The sequence below is a fragment of the Acinetobacter sp. 1294596 genome (assembly GCF_000582925.1).
Taxonomy (GTDB): Bacteria; Pseudomonadota; Gammaproteobacteria; order Pseudomonadales; family Moraxellaceae; genus Acinetobacter; species Acinetobacter radioresistens.
The window spans coordinates 28,023-52,533 of record NZ_JFCC01000018.1 but is presented as its reverse complement, the minus strand read 5'-3'; the positions used below and the strand labels follow the sequence as shown (position 1 = coordinate 52,533).

The following is a 24,511-nucleotide window of genomic DNA, read 5'->3' as shown; positions in this document are numbered from 1 at the left end:
TTAATATTTTTTATTAGAAGATAAATTCAAAAATTATATATTTTAAAATCTTAGCTAATTAAGTCAGCTTAAATAAAAATTATTTGTATTTAAGTTATAATTTTGAGGAAAAAATAACTTTATTCAGGACAACTATGCTTAAACCAATAATGTTTGATATGGACGGCACACTGTTGGATCTGGCTTTTGACGACTATATCTGGAATCAATGCTTGCCTGAGCACTATGCCCAGTTTCATGGCTACTCCTTAGAGAAAAGCCATCAATATCTACAGCAGCTTTATCTAGATCATAAACACACTTTGAGCTGGTATTCTTCTGCATTCTGGAGCCTACAAACTGGTATCAATATACTAAAAATGCAGCAAAACCATGAAAGTAAAATTTGTCTCAGAGCTGGGAGTTTAGAGCTTTTAGAGCAGCTAAAGGCTGCTGGGCATGTCTGCTGGCTAGTCACCAATGCTGACTGTAAAAGCCTAGAATTAAAACTTGAAAATATACCACTGCGCCCTCATTTTGATTTAATCATCAGCAGTGAACAGATTGGCTATCCTAAAGAAACTCTAGCATTCTGGAAGCACCTGCAGCAACAGCATTCTTTCAATCCGGAACAGGCCGTATTGATTGATGATACAGCTCAGGTCTTACACAGTGCCAAGCAATTTGGAATTAAAAACCTGTTCACTATTCTTCAACCTTCAAGTTTGCAAGCACCTCGCCTGCAAGAACAACTAGGTTATCCTGCCATAGATAATTTAATTGAACTCTTTCCTTTTATTTCAGAAACTGCTTACAAGGAAATCAATGTTAAAACAGCATGAAGATGTTGCCGTTGAAAGCATGCGCGTAGACAAATGGCTATGGGCAGCGCGTTTTTTTAAAACCCGCTCAGTTGCGAAAGCAGCCATTGAAGGTGGTAAAGTCCACCATGAGGGTGAACGGGTAAAAGTCTCCAAGGAAATACGGATAGGAATGGAGTTAACCATTCAGCAAGGATTTGACCGTAAAACCGTAACTATTAAAGCCCTGTCAAACATTCGTGGTCCTGCACCAGTTGCCCAGATGCTTTATGAAGAAACACCCGTAAGTATCGCTCGTCGTGAATTGATTGCATCGCAACGAAAATTGCATAATCTAGCACGACCAGATCATCGTCCGAGCAAAAAAGATCGTCGCGATATCAACAAGTTTAAACAAGGAAATGATCATCAGAATGACCACTCCTGGTCATATAATGATGGTTAAAATTACACGTCATATTGTGTCGCCCAGACCGGAAAACACATAGAAACGTCATTATAAATCTGTCACTATAATCTGGTGGAAACAAGTTTTTACTTTGATACATCCACTTGAGTGAATAGTGATATTACGAAAGTTTTGAGGTTGTGAGATGGATGAGAACAAAAGCAAAGCGCTCAATGCCGCATTAAGCCAAATTGAGAAACAGTTTGGTAAAAATACGGTAATGCGCTTGGGTGATAATACCGTGCAGGCAGTAGAAGCTGTATCAACCGGTTCTTTAACATTAGATATTGCGCTGGGTATTGGCGGTTTGCCTAAGGGTCGTATTGTTGAAATTTACGGTCCTGAGTCCTCAGGTAAAACTACTATGACATTGCAGGCAATTGCCCAGTGTCAGGAGGCTGGTGGTACTTGTGCGTTTATTGATGCAGAGCATGCACTTGACCCGCAGTATGCACGTAAACTTGGCGTAGATATTGATAACCTGCTGGTTTCCCAGCCAGATAATGGTGAACAGGCATTAGAAATTGCAGACATGCTGGTACGCTCGGGAGCAATTGACCTGATCGTAGTCGACTCCGTTGCTGCCTTGACCCCACGTGCCGAGATTGAAGGCGAAATGGGTGATTCACACATGGGGCTGCAAGCTCGACTGATGAGCCAGGCACTGCGTAAGATTACCGGTAATGCTAAGCGTTCTAACTGTATGGTAATCTTCATTAACCAGATTCGTATGAAAATCGGTGTAATGTTTGGTAGTCCTGAGACCACAACTGGTGGTAATGCATTAAAATTCTATGCATCAGTCCGTCTGGATATTCGTCGTATCGGTCAGGTAAAAGAAGGCGATGAAATTATTGGCTCTGAAACCAAAGTTAAAGTCGTCAAGAATAAAATGGCGCCTCCATTTAAAGAAGCACTATTTCAGATTCTTTATGGCAAAGGGGTTAACCATCTCGGCGAGTTGATTGATTTAGCCGTTCAGCAAGAAATCATCCAGAAAGCTGGTGCATGGTACTCCTACCAAGGTAATAAAATTGGCCAAGGCAAGAATAATGTGATTCGCCATCTGGAAGAAAATCCGGAGCTGGCAGTAGAAGTTGAGCGTCTTATTCGTGAGCTGCTCTTAACTACTAATAATGCGCCGCTGGCAGAAGATGAAGCAGAAGAAGTCCCGGACTTCCTAGAAAGTTAATTGAACTGAAAGAAACGCCCTACGGGGCGTTTTTCCATTTAAGGAAGGACTGCATGTTTAAGCAAAGAAATCAGCAAACTCAACGAAAACCTTTAACCGGAATACGTTTACGCTCTTATGCTTTTGCCCTACTGACTAAACGCGAATATTCAAAAGGCGAACTGATTGAAAAACTTTGTCTCTATGCAGAGAATCCAGATGAAGTAAGAACATTAGTTGAAGAACTGAGTGAAAACTCTTATCAAAGTGACCAGCGGGTAGCTGAAGCGATGCTATCAAGTCAATTACGCAAAGGCAAAGGCCCGAATCGAATTAAACTGGCTCTTAAAACCAAGCAGCTGGATACTGAATTAATTCAAGATGATTTATCTGATATAGACTGGGCGGAGCAAGCTTATCGTCTGAAAGTGAAAAAATTTGGTTTTGAGGTTGAAAAGGAACCAAAACTCAAAGCAAAACAGATCCGCTTTTTACAATATCGTGGTTTTGAAATGGAAGCAATTATGAAAGCAGTCAACCGAATGGCTGATGAAGAATAGTGGTGGCAACCCCACTAGCAAAACTTCGGCACATCATAGATCTGCTACCGTTGCTACCTTCCGGTCCTGGCGGGGTTCACAGAGTACAATTGCGAGGCTACCAGCGGGGCTACCATTGCAAAACCAAGTATAGAGTTTTTTAACCAAGTTGCAAGTCTCTGCTCCTTATTTTCGCACCTTGAGCGTTCAATTGATTATTTCCTCAACGATCTTAAAGATTTAAACAATGAAACTCATTTACAGGTATAACTATTAATATTATAGGTTAGCCGGAAAAGCTCATGCTCGCCAAATATGCCTGAACATTGTAAAGAGTTATTGCAATTCTTGAGCCAGCCGTTTTTAATGACTGCATACTGTAGAACTTCAGCTAGATATTTTTAGATCCTAGCTGGACAAGACAATAAAGTGATGACCAATCACTCGATATGATGGACCAAAATTATGCTCAATAAGCATTCCCTTCTTTTCATTGCCCTGCTTTGTACAACTCAACTGTACGCAGCCGTTCCAATTGAATCGAGAGGCCTCTCGCAATCCTCTAGCTATAACAGTACTTCTTCTACTGCCACACCAACTGTCAACAGTAATCCGACTTGGGATTTGGTACAGAAAAACCAGAATCTGGAAAATGATATACGTACTTTACGTGGTCAGCTTGAAGAACAAGCAAATGAAATTGACCAGCTCAAAAAAGAGTTAACAAATCGTTATACAGATCTTGATCAGCGTATTGAACTATTACTTCAAAAAATTGACCCTGAAAGCGCTAATGCAAATGAAGAGACAAGTAGTGAAGAAACACAGGCTCAACCAGCAACTGCTACTCCAGTAAGCCCTATCGCATCTAATAGTACTTCTAGCAATTTGCCTCAAGGTAATAGTTCTACTCAGGCACCGAGCGACTTAGAAAAAGCAGCTTATACAGTCGCTCTGGATGCATACAAACAGGGCGGTGCCAAGAAAGCTATAGCCCCAATGCAGAATTTTATCAAGAACCATCCAAACAGTATTTATACGGGAAATGCTTACTTCTGGCTGGCTGAGTTTAATCTGGCAGTAGAGCCGCCAAATTATAAAGAAGCCAAGAAAAACTATGCCATAGTAGCAGACCAATACCCGACCTCAGCCAAAGCCTCACGAGCGTTGTATCAACTCTACAGCATTGCCAAGGATGTCGATAAAGATACTGCTTCTGCTAACCGATTTAAAAACAAACTCATTAGCACCTATCCAAAATCTGAAGAAGCAGGCTATTTTAAATCATAGAAAATTATTTTAGCTAAATTAGCTAAACCAGCTTATAAAAAAAGACACCACTTGGTGTCTTTTTTTATAACAGCTCATGCTTAGCGCACAATACCACGCTTTGACTGTTCCAGTGAATCAATCAATAATTGTACTTCACTAACTTCAGGAAGAATTTCTGCACGAATTTTCTCAATAGCCTGCTCTGTCGTCAGACTGGCTTTATAGATCAGCTTAAAAGCTTCTCTAAGCCCTTGAATTACACTCTTTGACCAGCCTTTACGTCGCATACCTTCAACGTTCATACCGAATGCATGTGCAGGATTACCTGATACCATTACATATGCAGGCACATCTTTTAAAATAAGCGATGCGCCGCCAATCATGCTATAAGAATCAATTTTGCAGAACTGATGGATACCAGAGTTTCCACCAACAATTACAAAGTCACCGATATGAACGTGACCTGCTACTCCTACATTATTTGCAAAAATATTATGATCACCAATAACACAGTCGTGAGCAACATGGGTGTTCACCATCAACAGATTATGATCACCGATTTTAGTCAAACTTTTATCTTGAACAGTCCCCCGATGTAAACTGCAATGTTCACGAATCGAGTTATGATTCCCAATCTCAAGCCAAGTTTCTTCACCTGCATACTTCAGGTCCTGACATATTTCTCCGACACTGGCAAACTGAAATATTTCATTCTGCTCGCCAATTCGGGTAAAGCCCCCCACTACAACATGTGAGTGGAGTTTTGTACCAGCTCCAATAGTCACATTTGGACCAACAATACAATAAGGTCCAATCTGTACATCTGGAGCAATTACTGCAGATGAGTCAATAATAGCGGTAGAATGAATGAAGTCGTTATTGCTCATGCCTGCTCTATACTTGCTGATGCGAAACCATAATTTCCGCTGTAGTTGCTACTATACCATCGACGCTGGCAGTACATTGATATTTATAAATGCCGCGTCTTTGCATTACCAACTCTGATTTTAATACGAGTTGGTCACCCGCAACCACCTGTTTTTTAAATCTTACTTTCTCAGCTCCTGCAAAAAGAAACAGAGAACCTTCTGATGGCTTTTGTTCATTCATGATAAAGCCAAGAATACCAGATACTTGAGCGAGTGCCTCTACAATCAGTACCCCCGGCATAAGTGGATAGTTAGGAAAATGTCCCTGGAGAAATTCTTCATTAATCGATACATTTTTATATCCGACAATTCCATTTTCTGTCACCTCAGTAATCCGGTCTACTAGCAGAAAAGGATAACGGTGTGGAAGATATTCGCGGATGGTTTGAATGTGCATTGGTAATTCAGGCACAGCAAATGCTGGGATTTTAGACTCGGTCATCATATTCTATTTACGCAATTTAAAAGTTGATTCAAGAGACTCAATTTGAGATTGCATATGATCAAGTCGTTTGGTCAGTTGGGTCAATGGCACATCTGCTAATTGTCTTAGCCGTACAACTGTACGTTTCCAATGATTATTTTCAAAAATACCTGTACCTGAAGAATACGTTCCAGGCTCAGAAATATTTTTTGTGACCATTGACATTCCCGTCAGAGTCACATTATCAGTAATAGTCAGGTGTCCTACTACCCCACATGCTCCAGCCAGTATACAGTTTTTGCCAATTCGGGTACTTCCTGCAATACCACATTTGGCCGCAATTGCAGTATGTGCACCAATATGAACGTTATGTGCAATTTGCACAAGGTTATCAATAACTACACCTTCCTCTATAACTGTATCGTCAAGTGCGCCCCGATCGATACTGCAATTTGAACCGATCCGCACATCATTCCCTATATGAACTGAGCCTAGCTGTACAATTCGGTGCCATTTTCCCTGATAAGGTGCAAAGCCGAAACCTTCACTGCCAATAACAGTATTAGCATGAATTCTGACACGGTCAGCAATTTTAGATTCACCGGTAATGGTCACATGGGAGTCAATAAAACATTGCTTGCCAATTTCCACACCATCATCAATCTTTGCATGTGACTGTATAACTGTATGATCACCTATTACACAGTCCTCACCAATAACCACATAATGACCTATATAAGCCGTATCAGATATAATTGCGGAAGAGTGAATCTGAGCCGTATTTTCAATACCTACTGCTTTTGTTTTTCTCTCAAAAGCATGGGTTAAGATGGCAAAAGCTAGATAGGGATTAGGCACAATCAAGAAATTCTGATGCTCTGGAAGCTGTGCCTGTAGCTCTGCAGTGGTAATCAGCACGCCCGCCTTGGAAGAACGTGCCTGCTCAAGATATTTATGCCCGTTTACAAAAGCAATCTGATTATTCTGGGCATTTTCCAGACTGGCAAGCCCTTGCAATTCGAATTGCGGTTGTCCGACAAGCTGCCCCTGTACCAGATGAGCCAGCTCTTCCAGACGATAACGTTGTTGTTTCATTGATTATTTAATTGCATTGACCTTTTGAATCATTTTATCAGTTAAATCCTGTTTAGGGTCATAGGCAAGTGCCGAGTTTTTATTCAAAACAAGATCAAGGTTATTTTCTTGGCGCAATTGTTCAGCAGCCTGTTTGACACGAGCCTCAAAGGTTCTATTCATAGTTTGAAGTGTATTCTGCACTTGTGTCTGTAAAGATTGCTGCAGTGTATTAAATTAGCCCATTTTAGCTTGATACTGCGCACTTAGTTTCTGTGCTTCAGTCTCGCTGATTTTATTATTATTTTGTGCTTTCTGGCGTAAAGCTTCAATCTCTTTACCAATCTGTTCCAGACGGGTGCTAGAAGGTTTGACTGACTGGCTCAAGCTGGCATTTTGCTGCTTCAGATAGGTACTGTTTTCAACAATACGCTCCAGATCAATCACCCCATATCCTGCCGCATGAGTAAGACCAGCCAGACTCAGGCCTAAACTTACCACCAGTGGTCTTATTATTTTCATGTAGAACATCCCTGTCATATTTAATGTAGTTAGTATCAAACCGTACTTAGAAAGTACGGCCAATTTCAAATTGTACAGCTTGGGTCTCGTCACCCTCTTTATCATTTAGAGGATATGCATAGCTGAGCGAAATAGGACCAATCATGGTAATCCAAGTAAAGCCTACACCCACACTATAACGCATTTCGCCCAAATCAAAGCCAAAGTTATCTTCACAGTATTTTTTGCTGTCTAAACTTTGCCCTTTATAGAAAATGGTTGAGTTTGAAACGTCACATTGTGTATCAAATACCTGTGCGCCTTCAGCAAAGATTACAGGCCGCACCTGGCGGGTCCAGTCGCCTTTAAATGGAAGTGGCAATGCCAGTTCAGTACCAAACTGTACTAAAGCATTACCCCCGACTTCTTCAGGAGACGGATCTTCTACTTTAGTTTCAGAATAGGTTACACCCGGATATTTAGGACCCAAAGTACTTACGTCATAACCACGGACCGAACCATAACCACCCGCATAGAAGTTTTTATAAAATGGTAAGTCATTACCATAGCCAAGCTTACCATAGGTACGTAAAGTAAAATCCTTACCTAACGGGAAGAATGCCTGGGCATCATAAGTCAATTTCTGATATTCCACATCACTGCCTGGAAGTGCAATTTCAGCATTAATACGATGCGACATACCATTGGTTGGGAATACAGGACGGTTCAAAGTATTATAAGACCAGCCTAAATTTAGGTTATAGGTCAGGAATTCACCCCCAAACTTATTTCCATAAGGATCTGAAAGTTGACCCTCAGGACAGTTATAAGCCCCCGTGGCTTCATCTTTTACACGATCAACAAGACAATATTGGGTGGTATCTAGAGTTTTACCCCCATTGGCAAGCAGATAATCACGAACATAAGTAGAAACGTATGGTCCTGTAGTTACTTCTGTATTATCAATATTTAAAGAAGCACTCAGGTTCTGGTTTTCATCAATCGGATATCCAAAACTCAGGCTTCCACCATAACTATCAGTTACATAGTTATTGACGTTATAGTCATCATCAAGTTTGGTTTTACGATAATACAGGTTATAACCGCGGCTGACGCCATCAATGGTAAAGTATGGATCAGTTACGCTCAGATTATAGTAATCTTGAGTTTCCGAACGGGACAGGTCGATAGATACACGGTTACCCGTACCTAAAAAGTTAGTTTGGCTTAAACCGGCCTGGAACGTAATACCGCCACTTTGTGAATAGCCAACTGCTAGTGTACTAGTACCAGAGTGCTGTTCTTTTACATCGACATTTAAGTCAATCTGATCCGGTGCACCCGGTATACGTGCCGGCTTAATCGTAACATTCTCGAAGAATCCGGTACGTTCAAGGCGTACTTTAGAAAGATCAATTTTTTCATTACTTGCTAATGCGCCTTCCATCTGACGCATCTCGCGACGCAGTACTTCATCTGCTGTTTTACTGTTACCGGAGAAGTTAATACGCCGTACAGTAACCTGCTGGCCTGGATTAATATAGTAGTTTAAATCTACGATACCAGTTTCATTATTAATTTGCGGTGCAACATTCACTTCGGCAAAGTAGTAACCAGCATTACCATACTTACGAAGTAATAGTTGTTTGACTGCATCTACTTTTTCTTGTGAATATGTATCGCCATCTTTATAGATTTTTAGTGCTTTGAGTTCATCAGGACTATAAAGCGCATCGCCCAAGAACTTGGTCTGGCCAAATTTAAACTGCTCGCCTTCATCTACAGAAACTTCAATAAAGATATGTTTTTTATCTTCACTCAAGTTCAGGTTAGAGTTATTGATTTTAAAATTGATATAACCACGATTCAGATATAGAGCGCGTAAAGCTTCCAAACTTGCAGCCATTTTCTCACGTGCATAACGGTCATTACGTGTAACAATTGAGCTCCAGCTGCTTTCACGTACTGCAAAAACCTGTTTGATCTCGTCTTCTTTAAAAACGGTATTACCAATGATATTGATATCAACCACTTTTGCTGCAGTGCCTTCAACGAACTCAAGTTTCAGGTCTACACGGTTATTTGGACGGGCAATAGTCTGTACACGTACATCTGCATCATAACGGCCTTGCTGGGTGTACTGCTGCTCAAGTTCAGTTTCAATTGTCTGAATTGCAGACTTCTTAAATACTTCTCCTTCAGCCACGCCCATTCTTTTTAAGCCATCTTCCAGTGCTTCTTTTGGAATCAGCTTATTACCCTGAAACTCTACTTTAGAAATAATTGGTCTCTCGACCACATTAAATACCAGTATGTCATTTTCTTTGGAAGCTTTAATATCATCAAACAGGCCGGTAGCATAAAGTGCCCGTACAGCATTTGAAATCGCTGCATCATCTACCCGATCACCACTGTTAATGGGTAACATGGTAGAGACACTTGCAGGCGACAGACGTACAAGTCCCTGTATTTTTATATCACGAGCAATGAACTCGTCTGCTGCATATACTTGTTGTACTGCTGCCATAGCGCTAACAAGAGCTAGAGGCATAAATAGATGTGTGTGCCGCATAGTTAGTTTATTCCATCATCTACGTCATAAACGCATAAAATCATTAAATAATGCCAGGAGCATCATACTACCGAGCAGTACCATACCAATTTTCAAACCAAATATTTGTATTTGTTCAGAAACGGGCTTACCACGAATCGCTTCAATAAAATAATAGACTAAATGTCCGCCATCAAGCATTGGTATTGGAAGCAGATTTAAAATTCCCAAGCTTATACTCATTAAAGCCATAAAAGAAATAAAAGTTTGCCATCCCATCTCGGCACTTTGGCCTGCCACCTTGGCAATTGTAATTGGACCAGACAAATTATCCAGACCGATCAGCCCTCGAACCATTTTAGCCATCGAGTTCAAAATCATCCCGGAGATTTGACCAGTTTTATCTACTGCCATCATTAAAGCTTGTGCAGGATTATATTGAATTGTTTGTTTATATTCGTCAGGAATTGTAACTTTACCTGGCGTACTTTGTACTCCCAGCATGCCAATGACATTTCCCATATTGTCTCGTTGCCCTTGTGGCATCACATCAAGCTGCCTGATTTCGCCATTACGCAATACATCTATCTTTAGAAGCTTCTCTGGTGATGCTTGCACGATTTCAACTACATCGAACCAGTCCTTCATTTTTACGCCATCAATTGCAACAATCTTGTCACCTTCCTTTATTCCCTGACGTATCGCTGCACCATCTTCGCTCAGCTTGGTCACCACTGCCGGAATCTGTGGACGATAAGGAATAAAACCCAAAGTTTCCAAAGGAGATTTACTTTGATCTTTTAGGAAATTCTGTATTGGTAGACTAAACTGTTGTAATTGTCCCTGCCGTTCAACCTGAACCTGAATCACTCCAGTTTCACCAGCACGATCTACTATAGCGTAATTTAATTTTTCCCAAGTGCTCACTGGTGTGCCGTCTATAGCAGTAATTTTGTCACCGGTCTGCATTTGCACAGCTGCAGCGGGGGTACCGGGAAAAATCTTGCCTACACGTGTATTTAACTGCTCTTGTGAAGGCAGGAATAAAATCCAGAAAAGTACAATCGCAAATACCAGATTAATGAGCGGCCCCGCCGCAACAATAGCAATACGCTTCCAGGGAGACTGGCGGTTAAATGCCTGCGGCAAGTCTTCTTCAGCAACATTTCCTTCACGCTCATCCAGCATTTTGACGTAGCCACCAAAAGGCAAGGCTGAAAGCTGATACTGAATACCTGATTTTTTTGATTTCCACTTGATCAGGGTTGGCCCAAAGCCAATCGAATAAACCTGAACTTTTACACCCAGTTTACGTGCCACAAAATAGTGTCCAAACTCATGAATTGCAATCAGCGGTCCGAGTAAAAGTATGGCTGCGACAATCATAAACAAAGCATTCATCATCAGCTTCTCATTTTTCCAATAGAGTCAAATGCAGCTTCACGCGCTTGCGTATCAGCCTCAAGTATGGTCTCAAGCTGTTCTGCAGACCTATTGTGAACGGTATTTAAGGTCTGCTCAACTATTTCAGCAATATGAGTAAAACGGATTTGTTCTTTTAAAAAAGCTGCGACTGCCACTTCATTGGCTGCATTTAAAATTGCAGGGGCTACGCCTCCCGCTTTCATTGCTTCTCTTGCGAGCTTTAACGCGGGGAAACGTACGATATCCGGTTCCTGAAAATTCAATTGCTGCTGTGCAAACAAGTCAAGTGCAGGTACATGAGTCTGTATACGCTCAGGCCAAGCTAATGCATGAGCAATCGGTGTGCACATATCCGGATTCCCCATTTGTGCCAAAGTTGAACCATCTACATATTGCACCATGGAATGAATAATACTTTCCGGATGAACCACAACTGTCACAAAGTGCTCAGCAATTGAAAATAGATGACAGGCTTCAATTAATTCCAGCCCCTTATTCATTAGGGTAGCTGAATCAACTGAAATTTTTTGTCCCATTGACCAGTTTGGATGCTTACAGGCCTGCTGTGGAGTGACTTCATGCAACTGTTGAAGACTATGCTGACGGAATGGGCCACCTGATGCAGTAAGCAAAATACGCGACACCCCTTTTACAGGTTTGCCATGCGCATCAGCATTCATATAGTCATGAGGCAAACATTGAAAAATGGCATTATGCTCAGAGTCTACCGGCAAAAGTAAAGCATGATGATCTCGCGCTGCACGCATCATAATATCACCGGACATAACGAGTGCTTCTTTATTGGCTAGCAGTACTCGCTTACCTGCTTTAACAGCGGATAAAGTCGGTAAAAGCCCGGCTGCTCCGACAATTGCTGCCATTACCACATCAACTTCCGGATGTTTAGCTACGGCTATAAGGCCTGCCTCATCACTCAAGATTTGAATATGGCTGAGCTGCAAATCCTTTAAATGCCGGCTAAGCTGATCCACACGGTCAGCGGGCACTACAGCTATTTTAGGCTGATATTGTCTGCATATCTGGGCAAGCTCATCTATACGGCTATAAGCACTTACTGCAAACACCGAATATTGATCTGGATGCTGCTCCAATATTTTTAAAGTACTCTGACCAATAGAGCCTGTAACACCCAATATACAAACAGATTGTGACATCTATAAATCTACACCAATAAGTTTTAACAGATACATACCCGCTGCAAATATAGGTGCAGCGGCCAGTAGAGAGTCAATACGATCGAGTACACCGCCATGTCCTGGAAGAACACGACCGGAATCTTTAATGCCTGCGCGGCGTTTAATCATGGACTCAAAAAGATCACCCAGTACTGAACCTAGTACCGTAGCTACAGAAAGTATAATGAAGAGCAGATATTGAATCAGTGTAAGATCGAGATAGATCCATGCCACCACAACGATAATAATAGCGGCTACGCTTACTCCGCCATATAGGCCTTCTACCGATTTATTTGGGCTAACCGAGGGGGCCAGTTTTTTTCGTCCAAACTTACGACCAACAAAGTAAGCACCACTGTCTGCACCCCAGACCAGCAGAAACAGATACATCAGCCACCAAGGTGAGCTATGCCAGACTGCAAAAATTGCTGTAACTGCCGCACATATAAGAATAATACCAATACCCTTAAGTGTAGCATTGTACCAGTTATCGTATTCAGGGTATGACTTTACCCAGTAAATACTAAAAATCCAGGTTAAAATAGAGGCAGCCCACAGTAACAGGGCAATATCATTTAAATAGAGAACCAGAGCCGAGATGGCGGCACTGAGAACACCATAGGACCAAGCAATCGGTTTTATCACATATTTTGTAGTTCTGGGCATGAGCTTAAACCACTCATATCCTGCGACCCCCGCTGCCAACACCATAAGCCCTAACATTGGATAATCTGACTGGGTAGCAAACATGCAGCTCAGTACTACTGCTACCAACACCAATGCGGTAATTATCCGCTCTAACATTTATTAATTCTCAAGTTTCTTTTGTTGGATTTGCTCTGAAGTTTTGCCAAAGCGCCGTTCACGGCTATTAAAAATGTTGAGCGCGTGGTTGAACTCATTTACGGTAAATTCAGGCCATAGCGTCGGGGTGAAATATAGCTCGGCATAAGCAGCCTGCCAAAGCAGGAAATTCGAAAGCCGATAATCTCCGCCGGTACGAATCAGCAGATCAACAGGAGGTAAATCTCCAAGCGAGGCGTACTGTCCGAACAAATCAACATTAATATCTTCAATCTGGATTTTCTGGTTTACTGCATCTTGAGCAATCTGCTTTGCAGCTTCTGCAATATCCCACATACCACCATAACTGACAGCAATAACAAGCGTCATTGTGCTGAAATTAGCAGTCCTTTGTTCAGCTTGCAACATTAATTCACGCAAATGTGCAGGTAACCGTGAGCGATCTCCGATAAAACGCAGACAGATATCGAACTTTTCCATCCGTGGCATCTGGTCATGAATTGTCTCTTCAAGAAGAGACATGAGCAACTCGACCTCAAACTGCGGGCGATTCCAGTTTTCACTTGAAAACGCAAAAACAGTTAAAGCTTTTACACCCTGTTCTACACAGCACTCAACAATAGGATCGAGGACATTTTTACCTTCACGATGTCCTTCACCTTTTTGCATCTGATTCTTTTTAGCAAAGCGGTTGTTGCCATCCATAATGATGGCAACATGCTCAGGAAGATGTTTCTCTTCGGATGCGGTCATGAATTAGACCTTCATCAATTCAGCTTCTTTGGCGGCCAAACGTTTATCAACTTCAGCAACATATTTGTCAGTAATTTTCTGGATCTCTTCACCAGCACGGCGCTCATCATCTTCAGAAATTTCTTTTTCTTTCAATAATGCCTTGATATCACCTAGAACGTCACGTCGAATATTACGGATAGCAACTTTAGCATTTTCAGCTTCTGTACGCGCAACCTTCTGCATATCACGACGGGTTTCTTCAGTCAGTGCAGGCATTGGAACACGAATAGCATCTGCAGTAATCGGGTTCAGACCCAAATCACTTTCACGAATTGCCTTATCAATTGCAGAGACCATCGTACGTTCAAAAGGCTGAACCACCAGAGTACGGGAATCTTCAACACCAACGTTTGCAACCTGGTTTAATGGTACATCAGAACCATAGTAAGGAACCATAACGCCATTTAAGATAGACGGATGGGCACGGCCAGTACGGACTTTAGCAAAACCCTGTTCCAAAGACTCCAGGGACTTTTGCATACGCTGTTCGCTGTCTTTTTTAAGGTCGTTAATCATATGTGATTTTCCTTACTTTAATAGAATCAAAGGAGTATAAATAGCAATAGTATAAAGAGCTTTAGGTCACACGTACATTAGTTCGTAACGTGCGTACCTTCTTTTTCACCCATTACCACTGAAAGTAAAGCACCTGACTTATTCATATCAAATACTTGTAACGGTACATTGTGATCACGGCATAGACAGATTGCTGTTAAATCCATCACACCTAGCTTCTCATCCAATACCTGATCAAAAGTTAAATGATCATAACGGACCGCATCATCATATTTGCTTGGGTCTTTATTATAAACCCCATCAACTTTAGTAGCTTTTAGAATCAGGTTAGCCTCAATTTCAATACCACGCAGGCAAGCCGCTGTATCAGTTGTAAAGAATGGGTTACCTGTACCTGCTACAAATACACATACTTCGTTCTGGCCCAGATGACGAATCGCATCACGACTAGAGTAAGACTCAACCACCGTACCAATCGGTAATGCTGACATTAACCGGGTTTTGATGTTACGGCGCACCAGAGCATCACGTAGGGCCAGGCCATTCATCACTGTAGCCAGCATGCCCATTTGGTCCCCTGTTACACGACCTACCAAACCATCTTTTTGCAGCTGACTTCCACGATAAAGATTGCCGCCACCTACCACAATACCTACCTGTACGCCCAGACCTACCAAGTGCGCAATAGATAAAGACATTTGATCAAGCACATTCGCATCGATACCCATGTCTTTATTACCTGACAGGGCTTCACCTGACAATTTAAGCAGGATGCGTGAATAACGCGGGCTATTACTATCTGCCATAATTTCACTCCAAATCGGTTTAAAATTAAATTCTTTTTTGTATATTAAGCTACTGTGTTTAAACCGACTTGATACGGATCAGCTTTGCAAACAGGTCATATTCATCTGCATCTGTAATTTCCACCTCAAGCAGATCGCCGGACTTGATCTGGCTCTTATCAATATCTTCTACAAATACATTACCATCAATTTCTGGCGCATCAGCATAAGAGCGGGCAACAGCAACTGGAAATTCTTCTTCCAGATTATCAACTAGCACCGTCATAGTTTGACCAATACGCTTTTGCAGTTTTGCAGCTGAAATTTCCTGCTGTACCTGCATAAAACGCTCATAACGCTCCTGCTTTACTTCTTCTGGCACATGATCTGGCAGATCATTTGCAGTTGCACCTTCTACAGGTGAATAGGTAAAGCAGCCTACACGGTCAAGCTGAGCTTCTTTGAGCCATTCCAGCAAAATTTGAAAATCTTCTTCAGTTTCACCGGGGAAACCTACTACAAATGTCGAACGAATCACGAGATCAGGACATTTTTCTCGCCATACTTTTAAGCGTTCTAGCGTATTTTCACTATGCGCGGGACGTTTCATCAACTTCAGAATACGCGGACTGGCATGTTGGAATGGGATATCCAGATAAGATAAGATCTTACCTTGCGCCATTAAGTCAATAACAGCATCCACATGTGGGTAAGGGTAGACATAATGCAGACGCACCCAAATTCCCAGTTGCCCTAGTGCTTCACACATGTCAAAGAATTTGGTTTTTACCGGCTGTCCATTCCAGAAATCAAGCTTATACTTGGTATCGACACCATAGGCTGAAGTATCCTGAGAAATGACCAGAATTTCTCTTACACCGGCACGCTTAAGTGCAGCAGCTTCTTCAAGCACAGAACCAACCGGACGTGAAACCAGATCACCGCGCATACTTGGAATAATGCAGAATGTACAACGATGATTACACCCTTCTGATATTTTTAAATATGCATAATGTTTAGGGGTCAGACGAACGCCCTGTTCAGGAACCAGATCAATAAAAGGATTATGCTTGGGTGGTGCCGGTACATACTGATGTACTGCAGACATAACATCTTCATACGCTGCTGCACCAGTCACTTTCAGGACATTCGGGTGCATTTGGCGAATCTTGTCTTCATCTTTTCCAAGACAACCGGTTACAATGACCCGGCCATTTTCACTCATGGCTTCGCCAATCGCATCCAAGGATTCTTGTACTGCCGATTCGATAAAACCACAGGTATTTACAACAACTAAATCAGCACCATCGTAATCTGATGCTACTTGATAACCTTCAGTTTTCAACTGAGTTAAGATTCGTTCAGAATCTACCAATGCCTTAGGACAACCTAAAGAAACAAAACCGACTTTGGGGGACTTCATGAATCCTGCGCTCCACTAGAATGCGCGTATTGTATGTCTTTTCTTGTTCCAAGCATAGGTTAAATCCCGACTCTTTATGCAATGCACCAATATACATCCAACATTATATATAAATGTTATAGTTGCACCAATTTGGTTCATAATATTTTTTACTTAAATAAGTAGACATTTTATAATTTAAGTATTTTTTATGTTTTTAAATTTAAAAATTTAATTATATATTTCAAATTATTAGCCCTCATAAACTAAAAAATTTTCAAATCTTTTAGAGTTGGCTTATATTTTGCTTAATTTTACTTAAATGAAGTCATGAAAGAGTTTTATGAAGAAAGCTTTGCGCTATTTTAATACAGGAATGATCAAATAATGGAGCAATATACAGAAATTGACTATCGTTTACTTGTAGACCACTTGACTACAGCAATTTTACTTGTCGATAGCAATCTCGATATTTTCTACCTGAATTCTTCTTGTGAAGCACTGTTTGATATTAGCCTGTTACGTGCAAGTGGCCTTCCTGTTATTAATTTACTGCAAACACCGGATGATACTTTTAATACAGAAGAAGCACTGCTCAACACTTTTAAAACAGGCCAGCCTTATACCCGCCGTGAGGCAATTGTTAGCGTCAATTTTAAGGATATTCATGTAGATTATACCGTTTCAGAGCTAAATTCGGGTAAATCCTATCACCCCCTGCTCATAATCGAGATTAATCCGATTGACCGCATGCTCAAAATTTCCAAAGAAGAGAACTTTATTCAGCAGCATCAGGTCGCACGGCAATTGATCCGTGGTGTAGCACATGAAATAAAAAATCCGCTGGCAGGTATCAGAGGGGCCACCCAGCTACTGGCACGCAGCCTGAATGACCCGCAATATGCAGAATTTACCGATATTATTATTAATGAAGTAGACCGGCTTAGAAATCTGGCAGATATCATGCTGGGTTCGCGTCAGCTACCAAGCTATGAAAATGTCAACATTCATGAACCATTAGAACGTGTACGCTCATTAATTGCCAATCAAACTAAAAATAAAATCAAGATTGTGCGGGATTATGATTTGTCCTTACCTGAAGTTCATGCTGACCGCGATCAATTAATCCAAGTTATGCTCAATATTGGTGCAAATGCAGTACAGGCAATATCAGAAAACAGGGATTTTTTTGTGCATCACCGGCCTGAACTTATTTTTAGAACACGCATACAGCGACTGGTGACAATTAATGGATTATTACATCGCTCTGCTATACGTATAGATATTGAAGATAATGGACCAGGTGTTCCAGAAGAGATACAGGAATCTGTTTTTTATCCACTTGTTACCGGACGTGCCAAAGGCACTGGACTAGGTTTAAGCATTGCACAGAACATTATGCACCAGCATAACGGCATGATTGAATGCCAGTCTGTTCCAGGACAAACCATATTCAGCTTATATTTACCTTGGGAGTTAAACCATGCCGCAAAATAAAATCTGGGTTATTGATGATGACCGCACCATGCGCTGGGTACTGGAAAAAACTTTCAAAGAAGAAGGTTTCGAGGTAACAAGCTTTGAAGAGGCCCAGTCTGCCCTGGATCAGCTTATGCTGGCACCACCAGATGTTATTTTAACCGACATACGCATGCCTGGTATTGACGGGCTCACCTTTCTAAGCAAAGTCAAACAGAGTAACCCCGATTTACCAGTCATTATTATGACTGCACATTCTGACCTTGAATCTGCAGTATCAAGTTACCAGACAGGTGCTTTTGAATATTTACCCAAACCTTTCGATATCGATGAAGCCTTGGCTCTGGTACAGCGTGCAATTTTGCATATCAGTAAATTGCAGCAACAGGAATCCCGAGTCACTGCTCCTATCCAGTCAACCGAAATAATAGGTGAATCGCCGGCGATGCAGGAAGTATTCCGTGCAATTGGCCGTTTAACACAGTCTCATATTACTGTCTTAATCAATGGTGAATCGGGTACAGGCAAAGAGCTGGTAGCACATGCTTTACACAAGCATTCACCACGAAAAAACAAACCATTTATTGCCCTGAATATGGCGGCTATTCCAAAAGATCTGATTGAAACTGAACTGTTCGGTCATGAAAAGGGTGCTTTTACCGGTGCAAACAGTCAGCGTCAGGGACGTTTTGAACAGGCCAATGGCGGAACTCTTTTTCTTGATGAAATTGGAGATATGCCTTTTGAAACACAAACCCGCCTTTTACGGGTATTGGCCGATGGCGAATTTTATCGGGTGGGTGGACATATATCAGTAAAAGTTGATGTCCGTATTGTGACTGCAACTCATCAGGATTTGGAAAAACTGGTTCACGATGGCCGTTTCCGTGAAGACTTATTTCACCGTTTAAATGTTATTCGGATTCATATTCCTAAACTTGCGCACCGTAGTGAAGATATTCCAATGCTGGCTCAGCATTTCTTGGCGCGTGCAGGTAAAGAACTGGGAGTTAGCCCAAAAATACTGCGACAGGAAACCGTACAGTATATGCAGCAACTTCCTTGGCCGGGTAATGTACGTCAACTTGAAAATCCCTGCCGCTGGCTAACGGTCATGATTACTGGCCGAGAAATTTATCCAGAAGATCTTCCTCCAGAACTTAAACAGATACCCATCCAGAGGGCTGAAGACGCCTCCATTTCATCTCCTAGCATACAGCGTGCCTCCAGCCAGCAGTGGGATGAACTGTTAGGTCAGTGGGCGATTCAGAAACTGCAAAATGGTGAAATGAAAATTCTGGATATTGCCACACCCCTGTTTGAACGTACTTTGATTCAGGCAGCACTGCAACAAACTCGTGGACGTAAACGTCATGCTGCCGAGCTTTTAGGCTGGGGTCGTAACACGCTGACTCGTAAACTTAAAGAACTGGGTATGAGTACAGCCGACGATGAGATCGAAGAAGAAATTGAAGATTAACTTCTTCCTGTTATCAATAGCACTTTTTTAAAGTGCTATTGAAATTATTTACTTTTTATTGCTCATAACCAGCTTGGAATAATTAAAAGAATAAGTAAAAATCTGTTTTATTGCTGATAGTCCCCATGTAAAAGTCTTCTTTAAAAATTTACCAGTTTATGGCATTTATAGCTTATGACTATCTGGTAGGACAAAAGCTATGTTAAAGCCTATTTTATTTACTATACCTTTATGTATAGCTATACCTATGATCAGTCATGCTACAGTTGGTGGTGGGCAGTATATTGAATTTTTAGGGTATGAACCTACCGACAAAAAAGTTTATTTGATACGCCATTATGAAGATGGACGTGGCCGCCTGCCGCAACTTTATTACTATCAGTTTTATAAAGCTAATCAACCACCCAAGCTGTTTAAAGTAAATTCTTTATACATTAATCAACGCACCCGGAAGATTGATTATGACCAGTCAATCGATGTACTTCAGCCTGAGCTCAATAAAATAAAACAACGACTTCAACCTTTACAGCTTATTACTCCCAAAATTTTTAATATTCATATTTTAAAAAAACAGCAAACGAATGTGCCAGCAATTTGGATAGATAAAACTCTCAAAGTACCTCAATACACTTATCAATATAAAGTGAGTTCTATATGGTTCAACAGTCAGCTACAGCAGGCTGTCAGCTATAAACCTTCACTTTCAGTCAAACAAGCATATTATATTCCTGCACAAAACCAAGTCTTGGTAACAGTACGTTATCTGGCATTTCCTGAAGAAACGGGCTATACCACTGAAGACCCGATTTCTTTAACAGTAAAAAGTAAAATATAACGCTAAATTTATACTTCATAAAAAAGCAGAGGCATTATGCCTCTGCTTTTTATATTTCAGTATTAAGCAGACTGCTTGCTACGCTCAGCAATAGGTATAACTTTACGCAGTTCATGACCGATATAATCAGCGCTGGGGCAAATAATACGGTTATCTGCCCGCTCCCCCACCACATGAGCCCCCCAGCCAGTAACACGGCTCATTACAAAAATCGGTGTAAACAGCTTTGTTGGAATACCCATAAAATGATAAGCAGAGGCATGGAAGAAATCCGCATTACAGAATAGCTTTTTCTCGCGCCACATGACTTCTTCACAACGTACCGATACCGGATATAGAACAGTATCTCCGACATCTTTCGCAAGACGCTCAGACCAGACTTTAATAATCCCATTACGCGGATCGTTATCTTTATAGATGGCATGACCAAAGCCCATGATTTTTTCTTTACGTTCCAGCATACCCAGCATCTCACGCTCAGCTTCTTCTGGAGACTGCCAGTTTTCAATCATATCCATAGCGGCTTCATTGGCGCCACCATGCAACGGACCACGTAATGAACCAATTGCGCCAGTAATGCACGAGTGCATATCAGATAAAGTAGAAGCGCAGACACGTGCAGTAAAAGTTGAAGCATTGAATTCATGCTCTGCATACAGAATGAGCGATACATTCATCACCTGTTCATGCAGTTCATTGGGTTTTTTACCATGTAACAAATGCAGGAACTGTGCACCAATAGAATCATCATCAGTACTTTCTTCAATACGTACACCATCATGACTATAACGATACCAATAGCAGATAATTGCTGGTAAAGTCGCCAGGATACGGTCCGCGATATCCTGCTGCTGGTCAAATGATTCTTCTGTTTCCAGATTTCCCAGCATTGAAACACCAGTACGCATAACATCCATCGGATGTGAATCAGCCGGGATACGTTCCAGTACTTCTTTTAAAGCTTGGGGCAGTTGGCGCAAAGACTTTAACTTCGCCTTGTAAGAAGCCAGCTGCTCAGCAGTCGGCAACTCACCAAAGAAAATCAGATAAGCTACTTCTTCAAACTGACAGTTTTCTGCCAGATCCTGTACGTCATAACCACGATAAGTCAGGCCTGCTCCACTTTTTCCTACAGTTGAAAGTGCAGTTTTACCAGCAACCTGTCCGCGCAGTCCAGCGCCTGTCAGTACTTTTCCTTCAGCCATTGTTTTAATTCTCCTGCTTGAAGAGTTTGTCTAAGGTATTTTCAAAAGAGTGATAATCTAAAAATTCGTAAAGTTCTTTTCGTGGTTGCATCTTATCTAAAACATGCACCTGTGTACCTTGTTCACGAACGGAGCGCATCACTTCAAGCGCTGCTTTTTGCATGGCGCGTGTTGCAGAAAGCGGATACAGCACCATACGAATGCCCTGCTCAGCCAGCTCTTCCGTTGTATAATACGGCGTATCACCAAACTCGGTTATATTGGCAAGCACTGGCACACCCACAGCATCGCATACAGTGCGGTACATGGTAATATCGGTCATGGCTTCGGCAAAAATTGCATCTGCACCTGCTTCAATACAAGCACAGGCCCGGTCAATTACTGCCTGCAGGCCTTCTTTTTGCAGCGCATCGGTTCGTGCCATCAAGACAAAATTGGGGTCAATTTTTGCATCGGCTGCAGCTTTAATACGGTCAACCATTTCCTGCTGTACACAATTTCTTTATTTGGACGGTGTCCACAACGTTTTTGGGCAACCTGATCCTCAATATGTACTGCTGCTGCACCAGCACGGATCATTTGCTTGACACTACGGGCGATATTAAAAGCGCCGCCCCAGCCGGTATCGATATCGACCAAAAGTGGCGTATCTACACGTTCAGTAATACGGCATACATCTTCTAGAACATTATCTAGACTGGTCATGCCCAGATCAGGTAAACCGTATGAATAGTTCGCAACACCTGCACCTGATAAATATATTGCTTTATAGCCTACCTGGGTTGCCAGCATGGCTGCATAGGCGTTCACTGTGCCCATGATCTGTAGCGGTTTCTCTGCTTCCAATGCTTGTCTAAATCTTAAACCTGCAGACATTTGTTGTGTCATGATCTCTTCCACAGTTCTTTCTATCGTTATTGAATTTTCAGTATAAGGTTTAATCTTTTAAACCGGTATGGCCTTTTAGAATACAGACTCTAAAACTTTAGTCAAAGAAAAATGAATCCATTTTCATTTTTTTGTTTATTAAATTATGACTGACATTAAGCTTTTGAGACCACACAGCGTTACAGAAATTAGCGCATAGTTTTGCTATACTATTTTAAACTTATTGTTATCTTCCTTTCTTACTGTTTCTTTGTAGGTATCATTCATTGGTCCATCTTGCATCTACTGATTGCGAAAAACCGCAAACCCGTCGAGGACAGGAACGCCGAATGGCTTTGTTGCTTAGTGCGAATGAGCTGTTTCTTGATAAGGGTTATGATGCGGTATCGCTTGATGATATTGTCCAACATGCCGGAGGTTCAAAAGCATCAATTTATAAATATTTTGGTAATAAGGAAGGTTTGTTTACAGCGATTTGTGACTATCGCCGGGAATTATTTTTTAAAGATATTTGTATTCCTTTCGACTTTCATATTAGCGAGTTACGTCACTATCTTGCGCATACACTCATCAATTTCTATCAACACTTGATACAGCCTGAAAATATGGCATTTATGCGTCTGGTGATTGAACAGGCTCAGCGTAACCCTGAGCTGGCACTCTATTTACATACTTAAGGCCCACAACATATCCAGCAGTGTATTGCGGTCGCTTTAGATAAAGGCCATCAGCAAGGTAAACTGGTTTGTCCTAATCCTAATTATTCTGCGATGATGTTTTTTGGAATTTTGAGAAATTTTGAATGGCGGATCCTGATGGGCCTTGCACCTGCTGAAGATCATCAGGAAATGATGGAATATATTCATTACTGTGTAGATTTATTCTTAAAAGGCCATCAAAAGGCTTAGTTCTTTTGCATTTTGATTCTCTTATAGTATATTAATTCGTTTCCTTTCCACTAACAGCAAGCAACTAATTGTTGTTTTATACAGCAATTATTGTGGAGCAAACATGACTCTACGGCATTTTCTTACTTTACGCGACTTATCAAGTCTGGAACTCAACCGCATCCTGGAACGCGCCAGCGAACTCAAGCGCATGCAGCACAACAATGAAGTCTATCAACCCTTTGTTGGTAAAGTATTGGGAATGATCTTTGAAAAATCAAGCACCCGTACCCGTATCTCTTTTGAAGCCGGTATGAGCCAGTTTGGTGGCGATGCAATTTTTCTGTCTTCACGTGATACCCAGCTTGGCCGAGGTGAGCCTATTGAAGACTCAGCCCGTGTAATCTCAAGTATGCTCGATATTGTCATGATCCGTACTTTTGGTCATGACATTGTCGAACGGTTTGCTTCTTACTCCAAAGTTCCAGTAATTAATGGCTTAACCGATGATCATCATCCTTGTCAGTTACTAGCAGACCTGCAAACCTATATCGAGCATCGTGGTTCGATTGAAGGCAAAACTGTAGCGTGGATCGGTGATGGCAATAATATGTGTAACTCCTATATTGAAGCTGCACATATGATGGGCTTTAAACTCAAGATTGCATCTCCAGCAGGTTATGAACCTAAAGAAGAATTTCTTACCGAATTTGCACATTGTGTTGAAGTCTTTAACAATGCAGAAGATGCTGCCGTCAATGCCGATTTGATCGTAACAGATGTCTGGGCCAGCATGGGGCAGGAAGAAGAACAGAAACACCGTGAACAGGCGTTTGCACAGTTTCAAGTAAATGAAAAATTGATGGGACTTGCACATCCGGACTGTCTGTTTATGCACTGTTTACCTGCTCACCGCGGTGAAGAGATTTCAGAGAACATGCTGGATCATAAAAATGCAGTAGTATGGGATGAAGCCGAAAATCGTCTGCATGCTCAAAAAGCATTGGTAGAGTTCCTGCTCAATGAAAATATGAAACAGTCTTAATAAGTATCTTTTTGTATTAAAAGCATCCTCGGGTGCTTTTTTAAGCCTTGATCTTCATAT

The 24,511-nt window shown here is 41.5% G+C and carries 21 protein-coding genes, 1 other RNA gene and 3 pseudogenes; 10 read left to right on the top strand and 15 right to left on the bottom strand.

Translation table 11 applies throughout. The features are described 5' to 3' along the window. Positions 1-134 precede the first annotated feature (134 nt). The 4 genes from J502_RS08525 (at position 135) to J502_RS08510 (ending at position 2,979) form a co-directional block, all read left to right on the top strand. Positions 135-821 (top strand): HAD-IA family hydrolase, encoded by a 687-nt coding sequence (locus J502_RS08525; RefSeq protein ID WP_005014592.1) that lies wholly within the window; start codon positions 135-137, stop codon positions 819-821. After that, on the top strand, positions 805-1,245 hold the full coding sequence (locus J502_RS08520; protein ID WP_005014594.1) for an RNA-binding S4 domain-containing protein: 441 nt from the start codon (positions 805-807) through the stop codon (positions 1,243-1,245). The genes J502_RS08525 and J502_RS08520 overlap by 17 nt, the downstream gene beginning before the upstream one ends. A gap of 148 nt (positions 1,246-1,393) precedes the next feature. Next, a complete protein-coding gene (recA, locus tag J502_RS08515; RefSeq protein ID WP_034683813.1) occupies positions 1,394-2,440 on the top strand; it encodes a recombinase RecA in 1,047 nt (348 codons plus the stop codon). 53 nt (positions 2,441-2,493) lie between these two features. Beyond that, a complete protein-coding gene (locus J502_RS08510) occupies positions 2,494-2,979 on the top strand; it encodes a regulatory protein RecX (protein WP_005014602.1) in 486 nt (161 codons plus the stop codon). Between the two features lie 9 nt (positions 2,980-2,988). On the opposite strand, the gene ffs is transcribed toward J502_RS08510, so the two are convergent. Continuing rightward, positions 2,989-3,085, bottom strand: an RNA gene (gene ffs / locus J502_RS16430) — signal recognition particle sRNA small type. A 335-nt stretch (positions 3,086-3,420) separates the two neighbouring features. Between ffs and J502_RS08505 the strand changes: the two genes are divergently transcribed. Continuing rightward, positions 3,421-4,248: a YbgF trimerization domain-containing protein gene (locus J502_RS08505; RefSeq protein ID WP_228127189.1), complete on the top strand. Its 828-nt coding sequence runs from the start codon at positions 3,421-3,423 to the stop codon at positions 4,246-4,248. Positions 4,249-4,328: 80 nt separating this feature from the next. On the opposite strand, the gene lpxA is transcribed toward J502_RS08505, so the two are convergent. The 12 genes and pseudogenes from lpxA to rimO form a co-directional block, all read right to left on the bottom strand. After that, positions 4,329-5,117: an acyl-ACP--UDP-N-acetylglucosamine O-acyltransferase gene (lpxA, locus tag J502_RS08500; RefSeq protein WP_034683812.1), complete on the bottom strand. Its 789-nt coding sequence runs from the start codon at positions 5,115-5,117 to the stop codon at positions 4,329-4,331. 7 nt (positions 5,118-5,124) lie between these two features. Further along, entirely contained in the window at positions 5,125-5,601 is a 477-nt protein-coding gene (gene fabZ, locus J502_RS08495; protein WP_005405310.1) for a 3-hydroxyacyl-ACP dehydratase FabZ, read from the bottom strand. 6 nt (positions 5,602-5,607) lie between these two features. Beyond that, entirely contained in the window at positions 5,608-6,678 is a 1,071-nt protein-coding gene (gene lpxD / locus J502_RS08490; protein WP_005014609.1) for a UDP-3-O-(3-hydroxymyristoyl)glucosamine N-acyltransferase, read from the bottom strand. Positions 6,679-6,681: 3 nt separating this feature from the next. Next, positions 6,682-7,179, bottom strand: a pseudogene (locus J502_RS08485) (OmpH/Skp family outer membrane protein). Positions 7,180-7,225: 46 nt separating this feature from the next. Next, positions 7,226-9,730, bottom strand: a complete 2,505-nt coding sequence (gene bamA, locus J502_RS08480) for an outer membrane protein assembly factor BamA (protein ID WP_005014612.1) — start codon at positions 9,728-9,730, stop codon at positions 7,226-7,228. 24 nt (positions 9,731-9,754) lie between these two features. After that, positions 9,755-11,110 carry an RIP metalloprotease RseP gene (gene rseP / locus J502_RS08475; protein ID WP_005404177.1) on the bottom strand — a complete coding sequence of 452 codons (1,356 nt, stop codon included), beginning with the start codon at positions 11,108-11,110 and terminating at the stop codon, positions 9,755-9,757. Positions 11,111-11,112: 2 nt separating this feature from the next. Further along, positions 11,113-12,309, bottom strand: coding sequence for a 1-deoxy-D-xylulose-5-phosphate reductoisomerase (ispC, locus tag J502_RS08470; RefSeq protein ID WP_005014615.1), 1,197 nt, complete (start codon positions 12,307-12,309; stop codon positions 11,113-11,115). Next, the gene (locus J502_RS08465) at positions 12,310-13,134 is read right to left on the bottom strand and encodes a phosphatidate cytidylyltransferase (protein ID WP_005014616.1); all 825 of its coding nucleotides are present in this window, start codon (positions 13,132-13,134) and stop codon (positions 12,310-12,312) included. A 3-nt stretch (positions 13,135-13,137) separates the two neighbouring features. Continuing rightward, positions 13,138-13,887, bottom strand: coding sequence for a polyprenyl diphosphate synthase (gene uppS / locus J502_RS08460; RefSeq protein ID WP_005014617.1), 750 nt, complete (start codon positions 13,885-13,887; stop codon positions 13,138-13,140). Positions 13,888-13,890: 3 nt separating this feature from the next. Continuing rightward, on the bottom strand, positions 13,891-14,445 hold the full coding sequence (frr, locus tag J502_RS08455; protein WP_005014619.1) for a ribosome recycling factor: 555 nt from the start codon (positions 14,443-14,445) through the stop codon (positions 13,891-13,893). A gap of 77 nt (positions 14,446-14,522) precedes the next feature. Then, positions 14,523-15,251, bottom strand: coding sequence for a UMP kinase (gene pyrH / locus J502_RS08450; RefSeq protein WP_005014620.1), 729 nt, complete (start codon positions 15,249-15,251; stop codon positions 14,523-14,525). Between the two features lie 58 nt (positions 15,252-15,309). Continuing rightward, positions 15,310-16,653: a 30S ribosomal protein S12 methylthiotransferase RimO gene (gene rimO, locus J502_RS08445; protein WP_034683811.1), complete on the bottom strand. Its 1,344-nt coding sequence runs from the start codon at positions 16,651-16,653 to the stop codon at positions 15,310-15,312. A gap of 366 nt (positions 16,654-17,019) precedes the next feature. On the opposite strand from rimO, the gene glnL reads away from it, so the two are divergent. From glnL to J502_RS08430, 3 genes are all read left to right on the top strand, one after another. Beyond that, positions 17,020-18,129, top strand: a complete 1,110-nt coding sequence (glnL, locus tag J502_RS08440) for a nitrogen regulation protein NR(II) (protein ID WP_005014623.1) — start codon at positions 17,020-17,022, stop codon at positions 18,127-18,129. Further along, complete coding sequence (gene glnG / locus J502_RS08435) at positions 18,116-19,591, top strand: nitrogen regulation protein NR(I) (RefSeq protein WP_034679903.1); 1,476 nt, start codon at positions 18,116-18,118, stop codon at positions 19,589-19,591. Before glnL ends, glnG begins: the two co-directional genes overlap by 14 nt. Before the next feature lie 199 nt (positions 19,592-19,790). Then, positions 19,791-20,426 carry a hypothetical protein gene (locus J502_RS08430; RefSeq protein ID WP_034683809.1) on the top strand — a complete coding sequence of 212 codons (636 nt, stop codon included), beginning with the start codon at positions 19,791-19,793 and terminating at the stop codon, positions 20,424-20,426. A gap of 62 nt (positions 20,427-20,488) precedes the next feature. Here J502_RS08430 and prpC read toward each other — a convergent pair whose 3' ends face one another. After that, positions 20,489-21,631 (bottom strand): bifunctional 2-methylcitrate synthase/citrate synthase, encoded by a 1,143-nt coding sequence (gene prpC / locus J502_RS08425; protein ID WP_034683807.1) that lies wholly within the window; start codon positions 21,629-21,631, stop codon positions 20,489-20,491. Between the two features lie 4 nt (positions 21,632-21,635). Beyond that, positions 21,636-22,519, bottom strand: a pseudogene (prpB, locus tag J502_RS08420) (methylisocitrate lyase). 266 nt (positions 22,520-22,785) lie between these two features. Here prpB and J502_RS08415 point away from each other — a divergent pair. After that, positions 22,786-23,427 (top strand): annotated as a pseudogene (locus J502_RS08415) (TetR/AcrR family transcriptional regulator). Between the two features lie 103 nt (positions 23,428-23,530). Continuing rightward, positions 23,531-24,451 carry an ornithine carbamoyltransferase gene (gene argF / locus J502_RS08410; protein WP_005014629.1) on the top strand — a complete coding sequence of 307 codons (921 nt, stop codon included), beginning with the start codon at positions 23,531-23,533 and terminating at the stop codon, positions 24,449-24,451. The last annotated feature ends 60 nt before the right edge of the window (positions 24,452-24,511 follow it).

What these genes read in the sequence shown, in the direction of transcription:
- J502_RS08525 (WP_005014592.1), top strand. Translation starts at nt 135, where the DNA reads ATGCTTAAACCAATAATGTTTGATATGGACGGCACACTGTTGGATCTG.
- J502_RS08520 (WP_005014594.1), top strand. Translation starts at nt 805, where the DNA reads ATGTTAAAACAGCATGAAGATGTTGCCGTTGAAAGCATGCGCGTAGAC.
- recA (WP_034683813.1), top strand. Translation starts at nt 1,394, where the DNA reads ATGGATGAGAACAAAAGCAAAGCGCTCAATGCCGCATTAAGCCAAATT.
- J502_RS08510 (WP_005014602.1), top strand. Translation starts at nt 2,494, where the DNA reads ATGTTTAAGCAAAGAAATCAGCAAACTCAACGAAAACCTTTAACCGGA.
- lpxA (WP_034683812.1), bottom strand. Translation starts at nt 5,117, where the DNA reads ATGAGCAATAACGACTTCATTCATTCTACCGCTATTATTGACTCATCT.
- fabZ (WP_005405310.1), bottom strand. Translation starts at nt 5,601, where the DNA reads ATGACCGAGTCTAAAATCCCAGCATTTGCTGTGCCTGAATTACCAATG.
- lpxD (WP_005014609.1), bottom strand. Translation starts at nt 6,678, where the DNA reads ATGAAACAACAACGTTATCGTCTGGAAGAGCTGGCTCATCTGGTACAG.
- bamA (WP_005014612.1), bottom strand. Translation starts at nt 9,730, where the DNA reads ATGCGGCACACACATCTATTTATGCCTCTAGCTCTTGTTAGCGCTATG.
- rseP (WP_005404177.1), bottom strand. Translation starts at nt 11,110, where the DNA reads ATGAATGCTTTGTTTATGATTGTCGCAGCCATACTTTTACTCGGACCG.
- ispC (WP_005014615.1), bottom strand. Translation starts at nt 12,309, where the DNA reads ATGTCACAATCTGTTTGTATATTGGGTGTTACAGGCTCTATTGGTCAG.
- J502_RS08465 (WP_005014616.1), bottom strand. Translation starts at nt 13,134, where the DNA reads ATGTTAGAGCGGATAATTACCGCATTGGTGTTGGTAGCAGTAGTACTG.
- uppS (WP_005014617.1), bottom strand. Translation starts at nt 13,887, where the DNA reads ATGACCGCATCCGAAGAGAAACATCTTCCTGAGCATGTTGCCATCATT.
- frr (WP_005014619.1), bottom strand. Translation starts at nt 14,445, where the DNA reads ATGATTAACGACCTTAAAAAAGACAGCGAACAGCGTATGCAAAAGTCC.
- pyrH (WP_005014620.1), bottom strand. Translation starts at nt 15,251, where the DNA reads ATGGCAGATAGTAATAGCCCGCGTTATTCACGCATCCTGCTTAAATTG.
- rimO (WP_034683811.1), bottom strand. Translation starts at nt 16,653, where the DNA reads ATGAAGTCCCCCAAAGTCGGTTTTGTTTCTTTAGGTTGTCCTAAGGCA.
- glnL (WP_005014623.1), top strand. Translation starts at nt 17,020, where the DNA reads ATGGAGCAATATACAGAAATTGACTATCGTTTACTTGTAGACCACTTG.
- glnG (WP_034679903.1), top strand. Translation starts at nt 18,116, where the DNA reads ATGCCGCAAAATAAAATCTGGGTTATTGATGATGACCGCACCATGCGC.
- J502_RS08430 (WP_034683809.1), top strand. Translation starts at nt 19,791, where the DNA reads ATGTTAAAGCCTATTTTATTTACTATACCTTTATGTATAGCTATACCT.
- prpC (WP_034683807.1), bottom strand. Translation starts at nt 21,631, where the DNA reads ATGGCTGAAGGAAAAGTACTGACAGGCGCTGGACTGCGCGGACAGGTT.
- argF (WP_005014629.1), top strand. Translation starts at nt 23,531, where the DNA reads ATGACTCTACGGCATTTTCTTACTTTACGCGACTTATCAAGTCTGGAA.